At 64.0% G+C, this 17,959-nt stretch carries 16 protein-coding genes; 6 read left to right on the plus strand and 10 right to left on the minus strand.

From position 1 onward, the window contains the following. Positions 1-3 precede the first annotated feature (3 nt). Positions 4-960, minus strand: coding sequence for a lipoyl synthase (gene lipA, locus I6F21_RS18590; RefSeq protein WP_225140842.1), 957 nt, complete (start codon positions 958-960; stop codon positions 4-6). Between the two features lie 130 nt (positions 961-1,090). Between lipA and I6F21_RS18595 the strand changes: the two genes are divergently transcribed. Beyond that, on the plus strand, positions 1,091-1,693 hold the full coding sequence (locus tag I6F21_RS18595; RefSeq protein ID WP_036028025.1) for a DNA-3-methyladenine glycosylase: 603 nt from the start codon (positions 1,091-1,093) through the stop codon (positions 1,691-1,693). Positions 1,694-1,785: 92 nt separating this feature from the next. On the opposite strand, the gene I6F21_RS18600 is transcribed toward I6F21_RS18595, so the two are convergent. The 5 genes from I6F21_RS18600 to I6F21_RS18620 form a co-directional block, all read right to left on the minus strand. Beyond that, the gene (locus tag I6F21_RS18600; RefSeq protein ID WP_225140839.1) at positions 1,786-4,662 is read right to left on the minus strand and encodes a valine--tRNA ligase; all 2,877 of its coding nucleotides are present in this window, start codon (positions 4,660-4,662) and stop codon (positions 1,786-1,788) included. 151 nt (positions 4,663-4,813) lie between these two features. Continuing rightward, positions 4,814-5,572, minus strand: coding sequence for a DUF2497 domain-containing protein (locus I6F21_RS18605; protein ID WP_074447953.1), 759 nt, complete (start codon positions 5,570-5,572; stop codon positions 4,814-4,816). 303 nt (positions 5,573-5,875) lie between these two features. Further along, positions 5,876-7,261 carry a TolC family outer membrane protein gene (locus I6F21_RS18610; protein WP_035999388.1) on the minus strand — a complete coding sequence of 462 codons (1,386 nt, stop codon included), beginning with the start codon at positions 7,259-7,261 and terminating at the stop codon, positions 5,876-5,878. A gap of 204 nt (positions 7,262-7,465) precedes the next feature. Further along, on the minus strand, positions 7,466-8,128 hold the full coding sequence (locus I6F21_RS18615; protein WP_036028010.1) for a protein-L-isoaspartate O-methyltransferase: 663 nt from the start codon (positions 8,126-8,128) through the stop codon (positions 7,466-7,468). Positions 8,129-8,269: 141 nt separating this feature from the next. Beyond that, positions 8,270-8,449: a hypothetical protein gene (locus I6F21_RS18620; RefSeq protein ID WP_035999393.1), complete on the minus strand. Its 180-nt coding sequence runs from the start codon at positions 8,447-8,449 to the stop codon at positions 8,270-8,272. 458 nt (positions 8,450-8,907) lie between these two features. Between I6F21_RS18620 and I6F21_RS18625 the strand changes: the two genes are divergently transcribed. From I6F21_RS18625 to I6F21_RS18635, 3 genes are read left to right on the plus strand one after another with little or no spacing between them, the layout of a single operon-like run. After that, positions 8,908-9,555 carry a CoA transferase subunit A gene (locus tag I6F21_RS18625; protein WP_035999395.1) on the plus strand — a complete coding sequence of 216 codons (648 nt, stop codon included), beginning with the start codon at positions 8,908-8,910 and terminating at the stop codon, positions 9,553-9,555. 4 nt (positions 9,556-9,559) lie between these two features. After that, a complete protein-coding gene (locus I6F21_RS18630) occupies positions 9,560-10,210 on the plus strand; it encodes a 3-oxoacid CoA-transferase subunit B (RefSeq protein WP_036028009.1) in 651 nt (216 codons plus the stop codon). A gap of 12 nt (positions 10,211-10,222) precedes the next feature. Next, the gene (locus I6F21_RS18635) at positions 10,223-10,681 is read left to right on the plus strand and encodes a MaoC family dehydratase (RefSeq protein ID WP_036039469.1); all 459 of its coding nucleotides are present in this window, start codon (positions 10,223-10,225) and stop codon (positions 10,679-10,681) included. A gap of 198 nt (positions 10,682-10,879) precedes the next feature. Here the strand turns inward: I6F21_RS18635 and I6F21_RS18640 are convergent, their stop codons facing one another. Further along, on the minus strand, positions 10,880-11,764 hold the full coding sequence (locus I6F21_RS18640; protein ID WP_225112860.1) for an alpha/beta hydrolase: 885 nt from the start codon (positions 11,762-11,764) through the stop codon (positions 10,880-10,882). 9 nt (positions 11,765-11,773) lie between these two features. Beyond that, on the minus strand, positions 11,774-14,281 hold the full coding sequence (locus I6F21_RS18645) for an alpha/beta hydrolase (RefSeq protein ID WP_225140828.1): 2,508 nt from the start codon (positions 14,279-14,281) through the stop codon (positions 11,774-11,776). 132 nt (positions 14,282-14,413) lie between these two features. On the opposite strand from I6F21_RS18645, the gene I6F21_RS18650 reads away from it, so the two are divergent. Continuing rightward, positions 14,414-15,340, plus strand: coding sequence for an alpha/beta hydrolase (locus I6F21_RS18650; RefSeq protein ID WP_225140826.1), 927 nt, complete (start codon positions 14,414-14,416; stop codon positions 15,338-15,340). Then, entirely contained in the window at positions 15,337-15,936 is a 600-nt protein-coding gene (locus I6F21_RS18655; protein ID WP_225140824.1) for a hypothetical protein, read from the plus strand. Before I6F21_RS18650 ends, I6F21_RS18655 begins: the two co-directional genes overlap by 4 nt. 18 nt (positions 15,937-15,954) lie before the next feature. On the opposite strand, the gene fabI is transcribed toward I6F21_RS18655, so the two are convergent. Together fabI and I6F21_RS18665 are read right to left on the minus strand one after the other, a co-directional pair. After that, on the minus strand, positions 15,955-16,743 hold the full coding sequence (fabI, locus tag I6F21_RS18660; protein ID WP_025035483.1) for an enoyl-ACP reductase FabI: 789 nt from the start codon (positions 16,741-16,743) through the stop codon (positions 15,955-15,957). Continuing rightward, the gene (locus tag I6F21_RS18665; protein WP_035999405.1) at positions 16,740-17,954 is read right to left on the minus strand and encodes an acetate/propionate family kinase; all 1,215 of its coding nucleotides are present in this window, start codon (positions 17,952-17,954) and stop codon (positions 16,740-16,742) included. The genes fabI and I6F21_RS18665 overlap by 4 nt, the downstream gene beginning before the upstream one ends. Between the last annotated feature and the right edge of the window lie 5 nt (positions 17,955-17,959).

Here is a 17,959-nt window from a genome sequence, read left to right on the forward strand (position 1 = left end):
ACGTCAGCGGGCGTGAGCTGCCCGCGCAGCCTTCAGTCTCGCGAAATCCTCGCCGGCATGATGCGACGAGCGGGTGAGCGGGCTTGCCGACACCATCAGGAAGCCCTTGGTGTAGGCGATCTTTTCGAAGGACGAGAACTCGTCCGGCGGCACGTAGCGCATCACCGCGTGATGCTTGCGGGTCGGTTGCAGATATTGTCCGATGGTCAGGAAGTCGACGTCGGCCGAGCGTAGATCGTCCATCACCTGCTGCACCTCGTGGCGCTCTTCGCCGAGGCCGACCATGATGCCGGACTTGGTGAAGATGGTGGGATCGAGCTCCTTGACCCGCTGCAGCAGCCGGATCGAATGGAAGTAGCGCGCGCCGGGCCGGACCGTGAGATAACGCGACGGCACCGTCTCGAGATTGTGGTTGAAGACATCGGGCTTCGCCGCCACGACGATGTCGAGCGCCCCCTCCTTGCGCAGGAAGTCCGGCGTCAGGATCTCGATCGTGGTCGAGGGACACGCGGCCCTGATCGCGCGGATAGTCCGAGCGAAATGCTCGGCACCGCCGTCAGTGAGGTCGTCGCGGTCGACCGAGGTGATGACGACGTGGGCCAGGCCGAGCTTGGCCACGGCCTCGGCAACGTGCTGCGGCTCGGCCGCGTCCAGTGCATTGGGCAGGCCGGTCTTGACGTTGCAGAAGGCGCAGGCCCGGGTGCAGGTGTCACCCATGATCATAAAGGTCGCGTGCTTCTTGTCCCAGCACTCGCCGATGTTCGGGCAGCCCGCTTCCTCGCACACCGTATGCAGGCCGTTGGCGCGCACGATGTTGCGGGTATCGGCATAGCCGCGGGTGTTCGGCGCGCGCACGCGGATCCAGTCCGGCTTCGGCGGCGAAGCGGAATCGGGCCGATTCACCTTTTCGGGGTGGCGCGGGCGCAGCGGGTTCGAGATGGTATCGACAATAACGACCATGGGGTGTCCGGTCTGTTCAGGTCCTACCTAGTCGGTCTGGCCTGGCATCGCAACCCGGCTCGCCCCGCTTCAGGGAACATGGCAGATATGGGCAATATCTTGCTCTGTTCTCAGGCGATTCTCACCTCGAATGGCTCCAATCTCGAACGCTTCACCACCGCGGCTCGGCAAGCCCCTGAAGCGCGCCTTCTTCGGACGCAGCGTCCATGAGGTCGCGCCCGACCTGATCGGCGCCACCATGCTCGTCGACGGCGTCGGCGGGATCATCGTCGAGGTCGAGGCCTATCACCATACCGACCCGGCGGCGCACTCCTATCGCGGGCCGACGCAGCGGAACCAGGTCATGTTTGGCCCACCTGGCTTTGCCTATGTCTACCGCTCCTACGGCATTCATTGGTGCGTCAACTTCGTCTGCGAGGAGGAAGGCTCGGCCAGCGCCGTGTTGATCCGTGCGCTGGAGCCGACGCATGGCCTGGCTGCGATGCGCCGACGCCGGCATCTGCAGGAGGTGCGTGCGCTGTGCTCGGGCCCTGGCAAGCTGACCGAGGCGCTCGGCATCACCATCGCGCACAACGCCCTGCCGCTGGACCGGCCTCCCATCGCGCTGCATGCGCGAACCGAGGATGTCGAGGTCGCAACCGGCATCCGCATCGGCATCACCAAGGCGGTCGAGCTGCCCTGGCGCTACGGCGTCAGGGGCTCGAAGTTTTTGAGCAAGCCGTTTCCGAAATAAGCCTAAAGCGCGATGAATCATCATCGCGCTTTAGGTTATTGTTTGAGCATGATCTTTCCGGAAAACCGCTGCACACTTTTCCGGATCATGCTCTAAGACGCCTGCTTCAGCCGCTCCATCGCCTCGAGCAGCTTGGCCTTGCGCGCCAGCGCCGCCTCGCGCTTTTCGCGCTCCTCCTCGACGACCTCCTCGGCCGCGTTGGCGACGAACTTCTCGTTCGCCAGCTTCGACTCGGCGCGCTTGATGTCGGCCTCGGCCTTGGCGATCTCCTTGTCGAGACGCGTGCGCTCTGCGGCAACGTCGATCACGCCCTTGAGCGGCAGCGCGGCGACCTCGCCGCGCACCAGCAGTTGGACAGCGCCGTCAGGCGCGCGGTCGGCGAACGAGATGTCCGACAGCCGCGCCATACGCTTGATGACATCGGTCCAGCGCGGCGCGCGCTCCTTGGTTTCGGCCGAAGCGCCTGCGAGCACCAGCGCCGTCAGCGTTGCCGGCGCGATATTCATCTCGGCTCGCACCGAGCGGATCTGCGTGACGAGGTCGATGACCCAGCCGATCTCGGCTTCGGCAGCCGGATCGGTGAAGTCGGCATGATCGAAGATCGGCAGCACCCAGGCCGGCGAGACGAGCGCATCGGTCGGTCCCGTGGTCGCCGCAAGCATCGCGAGCTGCTCCGGCGTCGGCTCGACCGGCTTCAGCGGCCACGGCGCCAATGCGAGCAGGCCGTCGCGTTTTGCCGTCACCTCCCACAGCTCTTCGGTGATGAAGGGCATGAAGGGATGCAGCAGCTTCAGGATCTCGTCGCGCGCCCAGGCGACCATGGCGCGGGTCTCGTCCTTGGCGGGGCCGTCCGGACCGAGCAGCACGGGCTTGGCGAGCTCGACATACCAGTCGCAGTAGACGTTCCAGACGAAGCGATAGATGCTGCCGGCTGCATCGTTGAAGCGATAAGCTTCGATCGCCTCGGTCACCTCGCGCGTGGTGTGGGCGGTCTCATGCGCGATCCACCGGTTCAGCGTCTCCTTTGCCTTCGCCGGCTCGAAACCATCAGGCACGGCGCAGTGGTTCATCTCCGCGAACCGGCACGCGTTCCAGAGCTTGGTCGCGAAATTGCGGTAGCCTTCGACGCGGCTGGTGGCGAGCTTGATGTCGCGCCCCTGCGCCGCCATCGCGGCCAGGGTGAAGCGCAGCGCGTCGGCGCCGTATTCGTCGATCAGGTGGAGGGGATCGATGACGTTGCCCTTCGACTTCGACATCTTGGCGCCCTTCTCGTCGCGGACGAGGGCGTGGATGTAGATGGTCGAGAACGGTACTTCCTTCATGAAGTGCAGGCCCATCATCATCATGCGGGCGACCCAGAAGAAGATGATGTCGAAGCCGGTCACCAGCGCATTGGTCGGATAATAGCGCTGCACCTCGGGCGTCTCGTCGGGCCAGCCGAGCGTCGAGAACGGCCACAGCGCCGAGGAGAACCAGGTGTCGAGCACGTCCTCATCGCGCGTGATGAAGCCTTCCCGCTTGTTGCGGTCGAGCGCCATCTCGCGGCCCTGCTCGGGCGTAATGACCTCCTGCTCGACGTAATAGCCGAGCGCGTGGCTGATGGCCTCCTCCTCGGTCTCGGCGACGAACACCTTGCCGTCAGGGCCGTACCAGGCCGGGATCTGATGGCCCCACCAGAGCTGACGCGAGATGCACCAGGGCTGGATGTTCTCCATCCACTCGTAATAGGTCTTTTCCCAGTTCTTCGGCACGAACGTCGTTTCGCCCGAACGCACCGCCGCGATCGCAGGTCTCGCCAGCGTCTTGGCGTCGACGTACCACTGGTCGGTCAGGTAGGGCTCGATCACGCTGTTGGAACGATCGCCGTGCGGCACCATGTGGGTGTGCGGCTCGATCCGTTCGACGAAGCCGAACGATTCCAGCCGCTCGACGATGCGCTTGCGCGCAGCGAAGCGGTCGACCTTGTGGAATTCCTCGGCGAATTGCGCAGCGCCTTCGGGCAGGTCGCGCAGATAATCCTCGTTGTCGAGGAGATCGAGACAGCCTTCCCTGTCGAGCACGCTGATCCGGCGCAGCCCGTGGCGATTGCCGACCTCGAAATCGTTGAAGTCGTGCGCCGGCGTCACCTTCACAGCGCCCGATCCCTTCTCGGGATCGGAATACTCGTCGGCGACGATTTTGATCTTGCGGCCGACCAGCGGCAGGACGACATTCTTGCCGATCAGCTTCTGGTAGCGATCGTCCTCCGGATGGACGGCCACGCCGGTATCGCCGAGCATGGTCTCGGGGCGCGTGGTGGCGACCACGATGAAGCTCGAGGGATCCTCGGGGTTGAACGTCTTGCCCTCGATCGGATAGCGCAGATACCAGAGGTGGCCCTTCACTTCCGTCTGCTGCACTTCGAGATCGGAGATCGCGGTGAGCAGCTTGGTGTCCCAGTTCACCAGCCGCTTGTCCTTGTAGATCAGGCCCTCACGGTGCAGCTCGACGAAGACCTTGACGACGGCCTTCGATAGGCCCTCGTCCATGGTGAAGCGCTCGCGCGACCAGTCGCAGGACGCACCGAGGCGCTTGAGCTGGTTGATGATGGTGTCGCCACTCTCGGCCTTCCACTGCCAGACCCGCTCCAGAAACTTCTCGCGGCCCATCTCGCGGCGACCGGGCTGCTGGCGCTCCATCAGCTGCCGCTCGACCACCATCTGGGTGGCGATGCCGGCATGGTCGGTGCCGGGCTGCCACAGCACGTCGCGGCCCCGCATGCGCTCGAACCGGCAAAGGATGTCCTGCAGCGTGTTGTTGAGGGCGTGACCCATGTGCAGCGAGCCCGTCACGTTCGGCGGCGGGATCACGATGGTGAAGGGCACGGCATCACGGCGGTCGGGCCGGCCAGCCTTGAACGCAAGGCTGTCCTCCCACACCACGGACATGCGGGTTTCGATATCGGCGGGCTGGTAATTTTTCTCGATCATGGGGCTGCTAGAAAGCCGCGCGAGGGGGCCAAGTCAACGAAAAGTCAACGAAAACGTCAGGGAAAACGAGGCGGCAACAGCGCTTTCCAGCCCGGTCCGAGGCCCGAATATGACGCCCAAGCCGGGCTTTATGAGGGCCCTTCGGCCGCCCTCAGCGGCCGCCGCGCGAGACCCGCTCGATTTCGGCCTTCACGATGCGTTCAACGAGGCCGGGCAGGTTGTCGTCGAGCCAGGACTTCAGCATCGGCCGCAGCATCTCCTTGACCAGGTCCTCCAGCGTCCGCGCATTGCTGCTGAGCACCGTATGGGCCAGGGAGTTGAAGGCGGATTCGACCGCGGAGACCGTCGATTGCGCGAGGATCGGCTGCTGCGGGGGCAGCGGCGGCGCGTCGAAGTCCACCGGCGCGTAGGACGGCGGCGGGGCGGGACGCGGCGGCTCGGCGAATTCGAGATCGTCGCGTGGCTCGACCTTGCGGAAGGTCGGCGGCGGCGGAGGCGGCGTCGGGTCCATCGCCATGTCGTCGGTCAGTTCGAGCACGTCGGGCTCGGGCTCTGGCTCGGGCGCGCGGACCTCCGGCGTAGGTGTGGCCGCATCGAGACCCGCCAGCAACGCGTCGATATCGTCCTGGCTGTTGGATGCGTCCGCCGCGGGCGCCGGCGCAGGTGGCGGCGCCGGCTTTGCAGCCGGCGGCGGTGCCGGCTTCTCGGCGGCGGGTTTAGGCGGAGCGACCTTGGATGGCGGAATGTCGTTCATCGCCTGCGGCTTCGGCGGCGCAGCGGGCGCAGCAGCCTTCTCGGGCTTGGCGGCCTCAGCCGGCGGGGGCTTTGCCTCGTCGTCGGCAATGATGCGCCGGATCGAGGCCAGAATCTCCTCCATCGAGGGTTCTGTGACCTTTGCAGGCTGCGTCATCTCCGACTCCACATCATCAACGCCCTCGCATGCGTTGTTTTACACCAAGCACGGCAGGATTGGCCGGTTCCGCGACGATGGGTCCGCCATTTTCGTCGCCGCAGCCCGACTTGTCCCCAGATCACGGCTCCACGCGCAGCGGTGCGCCCCTGCCCCCGGCGTCGAAGCGTTACGCACACGACATCAACGCGGGCGAATCGACCCGCATCATCTTGGCAAGGCTATGTCAGGGATTTTGACGATTGCAAGCAAAGCACCGGTCGACCTCGGCTATTGGCGAGATCGACCGGATGATTACGGGAATCAGCGGCCGTCAGGCGTGCGCACACCCGCCCAGCTGTCCCGCACCTGATGATAGTGAACGCTGGGGTCGTAGGTCGTAGTCGCAAGGCCGAGGACCTGCGGCGATAGACGCCCGACCGCCGCGAGGACATTATACGATGCGACCACGCGATCGTGCTGCGCGGTCACCAACGCAACGCGCGCGTTCACCAGCGCCTGCTGCGCATTGAGCACGTCCAGCGTGGTGCGCTGGCCGGCCTTGGCCTCCTCGCGGACGCCGTTCAGGGCGATCTCGGACGCCGTCACCTGCGCCTGAGCCGACTGCACCTGCGCCTTGGTGGCCTGCAGCGAGCCCCACCATTGCACAATGGTCGCGCGGGTCTGGTCGCGAGTCGTTTCGAGGTTGAGCCGCTGCTGCGCCAGGTTCTCCTTGGACTGGCGGATCAGCGAATATTCACCACCGCCATTATAGATCGGCACGGTGAGCTGCGCGATCGCCGATGCGGTGTACGAACGCATCTGAATCAAGGATTGTTCGTCGGCCCGCTGGGCCGTTGCCTGAACCGAAAGTGTCGGCAGCAACGCTCCTTCATTGATCTTGACCTGCAGATAATTGACGTCGATGCCGTACATGGCGGCCGTCACGTTGGGGTGCTCGATCAGGCCGAGCTCGATGGCGGAAGCCAGCGTCTGAGGCAGAAACCGATCGACAGGCGAGCCGGGCGCAAGATTCGTGGGCTCGTTGCCGATGATGCGACGGTAGTTCGCGCGGGTCGTCGTCAGATTCGCTTCAGCGGTGAGCGCCTGGGTCCTCCCGGCCGCCAGTTGCGCTTCCGATTGGGCGACGTCGGTCCGGGTCACTTCGCCGACATTGAAGCGGTCGCGGGTCTGCTTCAGTGTCTGCTCGAGGACGCGCACGTTGCTGCGCTGGACTTCGAGCGTGGCGGCATCCCGCAGATAGTCCATGTAGGTCGTCGCGGCGCTCAGCAGTACGCTCTGATCCATACCGCGCAGCGCTTCACGCGTACCGGACACCTGGCTCTCCGCCGCGCGGGTCCGGTTGGCGGTCTGGTTGCCATTGTAGAGCGTCTGTGTCGCCGTCACGCCAATGCTGCGAGGCACCCTCGTTCCGTAGACTGAGTTGGTCCCCGGGGCACTCTGCAAATCTTGATATGAATAGCCACCGGTCGCTGTCAGATTGACCCTCGGGCGATAGCCCGACAAGGCCTGAGGCACGCCCTCGTCAGTCGAGCGCACCTGGGCACGCTGTGCGTTGAGCTGCGGGTTGTTCTGATAGGCGCGCACCAGCGCGCCCTCGATCGTATCCGCCAAGGCAGGTGTCGGCCCGGCAAGCGCCAGCAGCAGGACCGAAACCGCAGCTCCGGTGAAGAGCTTCACCCCATGCATCCGTGAAATTCCGTTCGTTCTAGCGCCCTGCTCGTGCCCGCGAGCCGGGGTACCGTACCAATGGAGTCGTTGCCCCGCCGCAACATAGGACGCGGTCAAGCGCGACGGAACTACCTGGGGGTGGTTCTCAGTGGAAACTCTTCGCGTGCAGCATCCCGGCCACACTTCTGATTCAGAACGGGATTTGGGGCGGCTTTGGGGCCGTCAGAAGACAAAGGCAGCCGCCCGTTCCAGCCCGGGAAGCACCGGGGCGGCGGCGTCGAACAGGGTCCGATGACCGAATTCGCCGTGGGTACGGGTCACGATCGTGGCGCGCGGCGGCCTCGATTCGGCCGACACCCCCACCAGGCGCCCACCCTCCTTCAGCTGCCCGAGCAGCGCTTCCGGCATCACCTCGGCCGCGCCGTTGAGGAGAATCACATCATAGGGGGCAGCAGCAGGGTCCCCCTCGGTGCAGGCCGCCGCCTTGCAGGCGACATTGGCAAGCCCCTGGGCGGCGAAGGCGTCGCTGGCCTTGGCCGCCAAAGCCGAATCGCACTCGGTCGCCGTGACCTGACGCGCGAGCTTGGCGGCCAGTGCGGCGAGATAGCCGGTGGCGCAGCCCACGACCAGCACGTTGTCATCCGCGCCGATCTCGGCGGCCTGGAGCAGCTTGCCGGTCAGCGCCGGCTTGATCAGGAACCGCTTGGCGGCGCCCTCGCTGACGTCGAGGTCGAGATCGAGGTAAGCCAGCGCCTGCCGGCCGGCCGGCACGAAGGCCTCGCGCGGCACCGTGAGCATGGCATCGAGAACACGACGGTCGGTGACGTCATTGGTGCGCACCTGGCCATCGACCATTTTTTGGCGCGCGGTCGAAAAACCGGACATTTGCGGACCCTGCAATGCGGACGATGCCGCGGAGAAAAATCGCGGCATCTTTTGGAGCATGCTCGGTCAAAACGCAACATAGCGGTTGGCGATGCGCGTTTCGCGCTCCGCAACCTCTCCTGATGGAGGGCCGGGCCGGCCCTATTCGATGGCGACTGCCAGGCGGCCAATGAGGCCAGCGACCTCGTCCAGCCGCGCCGAATCCGGCGCCTCGACTGCGCGCGCGAGACAAGCGAGGCATTCATCGTCGCTGAGCTCGGGGATGCCGGCCGGCAGAATCGAGGGGGCCAAATCAGAACGGTCGACCTTGTTGTCTGGCATGGGAATCAGCTCCGCGAGTGTCCGGCAGATCCACGCTCGACGTAAATTGAGTCGTTTTGGCGCCGTCCGAATGGCGGGACCTCGCCGACGCACAGGTGTTCGAGCGCGATTCCGTGCTGCACCCCGGTGCTTCGCTCTAGATTTCAGGCAAAGCACATAGCACGCAGCATTAGGATGCAAGGGCAAGCTTTTGAATTTAGTAAGATTCGGCTCTCCGGACTGGATCCGGTTTTGTTACGGAAGCGTCGGTTTCTCTTGAGCCTTTTAGCGCGCCTCAGCGTCGAGGTTCCCAAATCATTCCCAAGGCCTACCAAGCGTTCACGTTGGAGAGGGACGCGCTGACGGCGCGCAATGATCCAGAGGCCCTTGACCCATATCAAGGGAGCCCGTCGCCCGCCCGCCAACATCCACACATTACCGCCCTTCAGCCCATCGTCGGGCGACCGGGAGTTTCGATCATGAAGGCTGTTTCCGTCGAAGAAGCCGTTGCGATGATCCCGGCGGGCGCCAGCGTCATGGTTGGCGGCTTCATGGGAGTTGGAACGCCGGAGCGGCTGCTCGACGAAGTCGTGCGTCAGAGGAAGACGGGTCTGACCTTGATCTCGAATGACGCGGCCACGCCCGGCAAGGGCGTCGGCAAGCTGTTCGATCAGGCACTGGTGTCGAAGCTGACGGCAACGCATATCGGTCTCAATCCGAAGGCGCAGCAGCAGATGCTGGCGAACCAGATCGCGGTCGACCTCGTGCCGCAAGGCACCTTCGTCGAACGCATCCGCGCCGGCGGGTGCGGTCTCGGCGGGGTGCTGACGCCGACCGGGGTCGGAACGCTGGTGGCCGAAGGCAAGCGCCAGATCGAAGTCGACGGCAAGCCGTTCCTGCTGGAAACGGCGCTGCGGGCGCAATTCGCATTGGTGCACGCCTTCCTCGCCGACTACCTCGGCAACCTCGCCTACGCCCTCACTTCGCGCAACTTCAACCCGGTCATGGCGATGGCAGCCGACACCGTCATCGTGACGGCGGAGCATATCGTCCCGGTCGGCGTGATCGCGCCCGATCACGTCGTCACCCCCGCGCCGCTCGTCGACTATCTCATCACCAACGGGTGACATCATGGATCCCCAGATCATCATCGCCCGGCGTGTCGCCAAGGAGCTGAGGAGCGGTAATCTCGTCAATCTCGGCATCGGCATTCCGACCCTGGTCGCCAATTACGTGCCGTCGGACCTGAAGGTCTTCTTCCAGTCCGAGAACGGATTGATCGGCACCGGGCCGATTCCCGAGCAGGGCATGGCGCATCCGACGCTCACCGATGCCGGCGGACGCCCGATCAGCGCGCTGCCGGGCGCATCCACCTTCGACAGCGCGATGTCGTTCGGCTTGATCCGCGGCGGCCACGTCGATGTCACCGTGCTCGGCGGCCTCCAGGTCGATGCGCATGGCCATCTCGCGAACTGGATGATTCCGGGCAAGATGGTCCCGGGCATGGGCGGCGCAATGGACCTCGTCACCGGCGCCAAGCGCGTGATCGTCGCCATGCAGCACGCGGCCAAGGGCAAGTCGAAGATCGTGGTGAAATGCTCGCTGCCGCTGACCTCGGCACGCCCTGTCAACCTTGTCGTGACCGACATGGCCGTGATCGGTTTTCCCGATGGCAAGGCGACGCTGCTGGAAACAGCACCCGGCATGAGCATCGGCGAGGTCATGGCCTTGACGGAGGCCGAACTCGCCATTCCCGACAATGTTCCGGAAATGAAGCTCTGAACAGGTCAACCCATGCGAATATTCAGCGACTTCAACGAGATCAAATCCGCAATCGGCACCGAGATAGGCGCCAGCGACTGGATCGAGATCACGCAGGACCGCATCAACCAGTTCGCCGAGGCGACCTGCGACGAGCAGTGGATCCATGTCGACCAGGAGCGCGCCAAGCAGGAGATGCCGGGCGGCAAGACCATCGCCCATGGCCTGCTCTCGCTTGCCCTTGCCCCGCTGTTCATCCGCTCGGTCATCGGCCTGAAGGGGCTGCGCAACACGCTGAATTACGGTGCTGACCGCATCCGATATCTCGCGCCGGTACCGGCGGGCTCGAAGTTACGCGGCCGGGTCACGATCGCGGAAGCAGAGGACGTGCCGCCGGACGGGCTGCGCGTCAACTACCACCTCGTGATCGAGATCGAGGGCGGCAAAAGGCCGGCCTGTGTCGCCGAATTGATCGCTCTGCACTATCGCTGAATCAAAGAGTCGAAAAACAACCCCATGCACAGTAGACATGGGGCTGATCTGATTGATGTTTCCTGTTCGCCCGGAACCGGTTGCTCCGTCGGGCAAAACACTGGCAATATTGTCACCATCGATCGTGGGTCGCCGGACTGCTCAGCGCGTCAATCGACGATGTGGTGGCCGCCGTCGACGTCGAGGCCCCGCCGGGGATCAGCTTGGCGCCGTGGATGGTGACGCGGCACGTCCTCCGAACCAGGCGCCGAAATAGCCTGCATAAAGTGCCGGCGATTCGAGGTTCATCGAATGCCCTACGCCTGGCACGATGACCAGCCGGCAATCCGGCATCGCTTCGGCCATAGCACGGAGATCGGCCGGCGCGATCCAACCGTCCCGCTCGCCCCACAACACGAGGTGCGGATGCCGGATCTCGGACATACGGCGCTCCAGCTCACGGCTCTCCTTCTCCCGCGTCAGGTTCACCGGCGTGCCGATCCAGATCCCCTCCGATACGCCGAAGGTCTGCCCAATGATCCGATCGAACAGCGTCTGGATCTCTCCCAGCCCCTCGCGAAAGCGAGGGACCATGTTCGGCCCCATGCTCTCCGGGACGAACAGCGAAGAAGCGGCTGTAGCCATCACGGACCGCGTCAGCTCCTTGCTCGACATCATGGCCCTGAATAATCCGATCTGATCGGCATCGAAGGCCATGCCGAGCGGCGTTACCGGATCGAGCGCGAACACACGGCCGAAGCGCTGCGGCTGCTCGAGCAGCATTCTGGCGGCGATGATGCCGCCGGTGGAATGTGTCGCGAGATGGCAATAGCCGATCCCGAGCGTATCGAGCGCCGCCAGCATGTCCTCGGCGTGCTGCCGCATGGAGTAGTTGGAATAGTCGGCCGACGGCTTCGGCCGGTCGCTGTCGCCACAGCCGCGCCAATCGATTGCAACCACACGGAGCCCGATCGGAAACAATGGCGCGGCGAGCTCGATCCAGTCCTTGCTGGCGAGATTTCCGTGGATGAAGACGACGGTGACGTCGCCTCCTCCCCACTCCCGCCAGCCGAGTCGGAGTTCGCCCGCCTGCACCCTTGGCATCGCCGGGCCCTACTTGTTGAGGCCAGCCGTCGGAGCCGCTCCAGGCGGTGTCGGCGCCACTGGCAAGGCAGAGACGACGGCGCCCTTGATCATGCGATCGGTTCCGAGCGGCGATGATGTGTCCACCTCCCCGTTGGTCACGAAATCCACGACATCGGCAGCGTATTCCACTGGATTGTCGGTGTGGATGAAGTGTCCGGTCTCCGGATAGATCTTGAGCATCGGCCGGTTGCCGGCATTGGTCATACGCGTCATGAACGGCGTGATGACGTCGCGGCCGAGGTCCGTCAGGCCGTTGAACGCAGGCGTCGGAATGAACGGCTCCTTGTCGCCGAACGCCAGGAAGATCGGCGCTTTGATCTGGGTGACCCGCTCATAGAGGTTCTTCGGGTCATCCTGCTGGAGCTCAGCACCGATCGTGTAGATGTCGAAGATGAAGACGTTGCACCACTGATCGAGCTCCTTCGGGTTGCCCTTGGTAAGCCCGGCGCGTTGCTCGGTATGGAAACGGGCATATTCGCTGTCGTTGAAGAAGTATCCGCTCTTCGCAGCCGATACCACGCCGGTGTCCGGATCACGTTTCTTGAAGTAGAAGAAGTCGCGGACGTTCTGCTCGCTCCGCGCCTTTTCCGCAGCGAGAATACCGGTCTGGTCCCAGACCTGCTTCCACTTGTCGAAGTCTCGGCCGAGACCGTCGGCGAACAGAGGCGCCTTCTTGTCCTTGGCAATGGTGATCTCGCGCGGATATTCCTCGAGGCCGGACGGCGCCTCCAAGGCGAGGCCCTGCACCGCATCAGGCCAGGTCAGGGCGTAGCCCACGACGAACTGGCCGCCGAGCGAGTGGCCGAGATAGTACGCCTTCTTGACTCCGAGCTGGTTGACCACGAGGTCGTAGATCACCTCGCGCATGTCCTGCATGGTGCGAGCAGGATTCTTGTCGAGATTGCCGGGCCCCGACATGCCGTAATGCGGTAGGTCCGGCACGATCACGCGCAGGCCGCTGCGCAGCGCATACTGCATGATGTTGCCGTAATGGCCGCCGAACGCGCCCTTGCCGTGGATGATGACGAGCACCTTCGGATCCTTGTCGGTGCCGGCATACTCGTCCATGTAGCCGATTTCCCAGGAATTGCCGCTCTTGTCCTTGGCACTGCCGAATTTGACCGGATAGGGATAGGTCACGTAGGCCTTCCAGAACGACTTCTTGGGATCAATCGTCTGGGCGACGCCGGGCACGCGGTAATTCTTGTCGACGAATTTCTGGGCGCGATCGAGGGCCGCCACGTCATCCATGAAGGCGACGAACTTCGGATCGTTCTTGCGCTGGTTGATGATCGGGAACACGCCGTAGTGCGCGACGGGGCTCTCCTGTGCGATAAGATCAGCGCCGGGCACGCGATCGACAGCCTTCTGCGCCAGCTTGAAGTTGAGCCAGAGGTCGTTGGTGATGTGCATCACCAGCGTGCGAGCCTGAATGCGACCGAGATAGGGATTGACGTTATGGGTCTCGCCGACCCGATTGCGCCAGACGAGATCGACGGCGTCGTAGAGCTTGGCGCGATTGGTGACGTTGAGGCCGGCCTTCTCGTTCGGTGGATCCCAATAGAAAATCTCGGGCTGTACCGCCGCCCAGTTCTGGGTCGTACGGAAGGAAAAGTCATAACCCGTCATGCCGAGGATCGACCAGCCGAAGGCCACGCCCGGCACCGGATGCTTTTCCTTCGGGAGCTTGTAATAATCGCCCTCGGTCGCCTGCCAGACCGGATCGCCCTGGATCGCGGCTGTCATCATCTGGAAAGTCCAGTTGCCGACCGGGTCGTCGCCATCCGATTGCGTGGTGCCGCCGATCGGCATCAGGGCGCTGACATATTCCGGATGCATCACGCCCCAGACGTAGGTCTGCGTGCCACCCATGGAGACGCCGGTCACCAGCGCGACGCGCGCGACCTTCAGCTCGTCGCGCAGCAGGCGGTAGTTCGCCTGCACCATGTCGTAGTAGCTGTATTGCGGAAACTTGATGCCTAGGCCGTCGGATGGCTTGCTCGCGCCCCAAGTGCCGAGCGGATCGACCATGATGACATAGTAACGATCCGTATCGATCGGCCGGCCCGGACCAATGATGGGTACGCCACCCGACAACGCCGCACCCTTGACCCACTGTTCGTACATGTCGGTGGAATCGCCGGAATAATAGGAGTTGATCACGATGGCATTGGTGATCTCGCCCGCCGCGTTGCGCCTTGCGTTGCCGACGGCGATGTAAGCCGTGCGCAGCTTGCCGGCCCCGAGCGATTCCAGCGTGACGCCGCCCTCGCCGCCGTTCTCCCATTTGGAAGGGTCGGTCAGGTCGTACTTGCCGCCCAGGCGGAAGTTGGCGATCTCGTAGGTCTTCTTCAGCCCGTCATGCTGCACCTGCGACGAACGGCGCGTGAAAGGCTGTGCGGTTGCGATCGCCGTTCCGAGCAGCAGCACGATCAGGCTCAACAGGCAACGATTCAACGCATCTCGTTCGGCCATGATGCGATCCTCCCTGGAAGATTTTCCTGAAACGCTAGGCAGGGCGGCCGGGGAAGGTTTGATCTAGCTCAATGGAATCCGCTCGGAGGAATCGAGGATCGCGGGCATCAAAAGACCGGCGGTACCCTCGCGATGCCCTTCCTCAGCCACGGCTCATATCGGATCCGCTATGAGCTCGACGGGCCGGCGGGCGCACCGGCCTATGTTCTCGTGAACGGGCTGACGCAATATTCCGAGCTGTGGAGCGCCTATCGCGAGGCCTTGTCGGCGCGAGGCTTTCGCGTTGCGACCTTCGATCTTCTCGGCCAGGGCGCCTCCGACAAGCCGAGGCTCTTCATCAGCCAGGACGATCAAGTCGCTGCACTGCGCCTCCTCATCGACGAACTCGGGGACGGTCCGATCTTTCTGAGCGGGATCAGCTTTGGCGGCCTGATCGCGCTGCGATATGCGATCGAGCATGGCAAGCGGCTGGCCGGGCTGGTGCCGATGAGCTGCTTTGCGGAGCTGTCGCCGCAACTCTTGCTGCTTGGCAATGCGCTGCGGACCGGCCTGATCCTCGGTGGCACGAGTTACCTCCAGGATCTCCTGTTGCCCATGAACCTCTCGGACCAATGGCTGAAGCCACTGCTGGACAAGCTCGAGAGCGTGAAGCGGCAAGGTTGGCTGGTCAACGACGTCTACGCGCTGCAAAACCTGATGGAATCTTTCTTCGACTTCCAGCCGCTCACGCCGCGCCTGTCCGCGATCGCCGTTCCGACCATGATTCTCAACGGCGAGTTCGATTTCCTGACGCCGCGGGCTCTCCACGAAACATTGCGTGTCGAGATTCAGAACAGCTCATTGGTGATCATCCCCAGGGCCTATCACGCCTTCACGCTGGAGAAAGGGGCACTGACCGCCGATCTGCTGGCGCGCTTTGCCGAAGACGTGCTGGCCGGCCGCTGGCAGGGCAATCAAGCGGTCTGGGTGGCGCCGGACCAGCCCGGCGGCGAGCTCACGCCGTTTCCTGCCGGCTACGATCATCTGCGTGCCATCCCGGTCAAGCGAGCACTGCCATGAGCGGCTTCCTCGGTCCCGTCGCGCCGGACGGTCGCATTCCACCGAACCAGCAGACGAAGGTCGCAGCATTCCTGATTTCGGCGCACGGCGCCCTGGCTCGGCAATTCGCTTTCATGCTGCCCGCGAGGCTCGACGCGGCATGGCAGACCGAATTGAATGCTCAATTTTATCGCGAGACCGAGATCGTCTCGCTGCTGCTGCGCGCCACGTCCTGGGTGCTGGATCCTTCCCTGGGTTACATGCTCGCCTCCTGGGAGTCCGCCTGGCTGCCTGCACCGGTCGAAGGGATCGCAGACCCTCGCCTTGCCCAAATGATTCACCTCGCAGCGCTTGCCCACGCCGTGCATGCCGGCATACGGCCGGCTGCGATCCTACCGATCGAGGCCAATGCGCAGGATCCTTTTGTTATGGCGCTACGCCGGATCGAATTTGAGAGTGGCCGGCTGTTGCAGGCCCAGATTCTGTTTCTGAAGAGCACAGACCTTGCGCCGCATCGCGACGCGGTCAGTGCGGCGCTCGCGCAGCGTCACGCCGACGTCCGCAAGCTCTGGCGCGAATTACTCGAGTGCATCGGCATCGGCGTACCGCCGGCATGACAACGCGCGATTGCGCGCTCAATCGATGATGTGATAGCCGCCGTCGATATAGAGCACGCCACCGGTGATCAGCTTAGCGCCGTCGAGCGCCAGGAACGCGGTGGCGTTGCCGACATCGTCGATGCTGACGAGGCTGCGCGAGGGCGCCTTGGATTGCGCCTTGTCCATTAGCTCATCGAACTCCGGAATGCCCGAGGCCGCGCGGGTGGCGAGCGGCCCTGGCGAGATCGCGTGCACGCGGATGCCCTTCGGACCGAGCTCGGCAGCGGCATAGCGGACCGCGGCTTCGAGCGCCGCCTTGGCGACGCCCATGATGTTGTAGTTCTCCACCACCATCTGGCTGCCGTAATAGGTCATGGTGAACATCGTGCCGCCGTTCTTCATCAGGGGTTCGGCTAGATGTGCCATCCGCAGGAACGACCAGCAGGAGACGTCCATGGTCTTCAGAAAGCCGTCGCGGCCGACATCGACGACGCGGCCGTGCAATGCTTCCTTCGGCGAAAAGGCGATGGAATGAAGCAGGAAATCGAGCTGCCCCCACTCCGACTTGATCCGCTCGAATACCGCTTCAGTCTGGCCTTCGACCATGACGTCGAGCGGCAGGAAGATCGGCGCTTCCAGGGCCTGCGCCAACGGCTCGACGTGCTTCTTGGCGCGGTCGTTCAGATAGGTGACGGCGAGATCGGCTCCGAGCGCGCGAAACGCCCTGGCGCAGCCCCAGGCGATCGATTGGTCATTGGCGATGCCGACGACGAGGCCCTTCTTCCCCTTTAGTGCGACCTTGCTGTCCGGAAATACTGGAATCATGACACCCTCTCTTTTCTGGGGTTGGGCGATTGGCCGTTCATCAACAGCGTCAGCGTGTGCTGCGCAATCATGAGCTCCTCGTCCGTCGGGACGACGTAGACCGGAACGAGACTCGTCTTTGCCGATATCAGCCGCGAATGGCGCGTGTTCTCGGCCGGGTCGAGTGCCACGCCAAGCCAGCCGAGCTGCTCCGCCACACGCGCGCGGATGCCGCTCGAGTTCTCGCCGATGCCGGCGGTGAAGACGAAGGCATCGATCCCCTGCAACGCCGCCGCCAGCATTCCGGCGTTGAGGCCGATGCGATAGACGAAATAGTCCACCGCCAGCTTCGCTTGCGGATCCGTGCTCGCCTCCAGCTCGCGCATGTCGTTGCTGAGCCCGGAAAGCCCCTTCAATCCGCAATCGCGATAGAGAAAATCCTGCACCTTCGACGGCGTCATCCCCTTCTCGGACAATAGGTACAGCACGACGCCCGGATCGAGCTGGCCCGGGCGCGTGCCCATCGGCAGCCCATCGAGCGCGGTGAATCCCATCGTGCTCTCGACGCTCAGCCCATTCTTCATCGCGCACATCGACGCGCCACTGCCGAGATGGGCGACAATCACCCGGCGCTTTGCGACCTCTGGCGCAATCTGGGGCAAGGTCCTGGAGATGTACTCATAGGAGAGCCCGTGAAAGCCGTAACGTCGCACACCTTCGGCGTGAAGCTGGTAGGGGATGGCGTAATGATCGGCCAGCGGACCGTGCGTGCGGTGAAACGCGGTGTCGAAGCACGCGACCTGGGGTATCGTCGGGAAATTGGCCAGGATCGAGCGGATCGGCGCGAGATTGTGCGGCTGATGCAGCGGCGCTAACGTGACGAAGCGTTCCAGCCGTGCCACCACGCCATGATCGACGAGAATTGGCCGCTCATGATCCGGCCCGCCATGGACGACGCGATGCCCGACCGCCAATGGATGGATGCGCGCCTCGTTCCGCAGCCATTCCCCCGCGACTTGCATCGCCGCCGGCACGTCCGGAATGGCCTCGATCGGATAGGCCCGGTCCGCCATGGGATCATTGCCTGCCCTGCTCGCCCGCAAGCGCGGACGGCTGCCGATGCCGTCCACCTGCCCCTTGATCAGGCGGCGCAGAACGCCCTCACCCTCGACCGCAAAGACCTGGAACTTGACGCTCGAGGAGCCGGCGTTGACGACGAGTATGCTGTCCATGGCGG

Source organism: Bradyrhizobium sp. NBAIM03 (genome assembly GCF_020194055.1).
GTDB classification, from domain to species: domain Bacteria; phylum Pseudomonadota; class Alphaproteobacteria; order Rhizobiales; family Xanthobacteraceae; genus Bradyrhizobium; species Bradyrhizobium yuanmingense.

What these genes read in the sequence shown, in the direction of transcription:
- lipA (WP_225140842.1), bottom strand. Translation starts at nt 960, where the DNA reads ATGGTCGTTATTGTCGATACCATCTCGAACCCGCTGCGCCCGCGCCAC.
- I6F21_RS18595 (WP_036028025.1), top strand. Translation starts at nt 1,091, where the DNA reads ATGGCTCCAATCTCGAACGCTTCACCACCGCGGCTCGGCAAGCCCCTG.
- I6F21_RS18600 (WP_225140839.1), bottom strand. Translation starts at nt 4,662, where the DNA reads ATGATCGAGAAAAATTACCAGCCCGCCGATATCGAAACCCGCATGTCC.
- I6F21_RS18605 (WP_074447953.1), bottom strand. Translation starts at nt 5,572, where the DNA reads ATGACGCAGCCTGCAAAGGTCACAGAACCCTCGATGGAGGAGATTCTG.
- I6F21_RS18610 (WP_035999388.1), bottom strand. Translation starts at nt 7,261, where the DNA reads ATGCATGGGGTGAAGCTCTTCACCGGAGCTGCGGTTTCGGTCCTGCTG.
- I6F21_RS18615 (WP_036028010.1), bottom strand. Translation starts at nt 8,128, where the DNA reads ATGTCCGGTTTTTCGACCGCGCGCCAAAAAATGGTCGATGGCCAGGTG.
- I6F21_RS18620 (WP_035999393.1), bottom strand. Translation starts at nt 8,449, where the DNA reads ATGCCAGACAACAAGGTCGACCGTTCTGATTTGGCCCCCTCGATTCTG.
- I6F21_RS18625 (WP_035999395.1), top strand. Translation starts at nt 8,908, where the DNA reads ATGAAGGCTGTTTCCGTCGAAGAAGCCGTTGCGATGATCCCGGCGGGC.
- I6F21_RS18630 (WP_036028009.1), top strand. Translation starts at nt 9,560, where the DNA reads ATGGATCCCCAGATCATCATCGCCCGGCGTGTCGCCAAGGAGCTGAGG.
- I6F21_RS18635 (WP_036039469.1), top strand. Translation starts at nt 10,223, where the DNA reads ATGCGAATATTCAGCGACTTCAACGAGATCAAATCCGCAATCGGCACC.
- I6F21_RS18640 (WP_225112860.1), bottom strand. Translation starts at nt 11,764, where the DNA reads ATGCCAAGGGTGCAGGCGGGCGAACTCCGACTCGGCTGGCGGGAGTGG.
- I6F21_RS18645 (WP_225140828.1), bottom strand. Translation starts at nt 14,281, where the DNA reads ATGGCCGAACGAGATGCGTTGAATCGTTGCCTGTTGAGCCTGATCGTG.
- I6F21_RS18650 (WP_225140826.1), top strand. Translation starts at nt 14,414, where the DNA reads ATGCCCTTCCTCAGCCACGGCTCATATCGGATCCGCTATGAGCTCGAC.
- I6F21_RS18655 (WP_225140824.1), top strand. Translation starts at nt 15,337, where the DNA reads ATGAGCGGCTTCCTCGGTCCCGTCGCGCCGGACGGTCGCATTCCACCG.
- fabI (WP_025035483.1), bottom strand. Translation starts at nt 16,743, where the DNA reads ATGATTCCAGTATTTCCGGACAGCAAGGTCGCACTAAAGGGGAAGAAG.
- I6F21_RS18665 (WP_035999405.1), bottom strand. Translation starts at nt 17,954, where the DNA reads ATGGACAGCATACTCGTCGTCAACGCCGGCTCCTCGAGCGTCAAGTTC.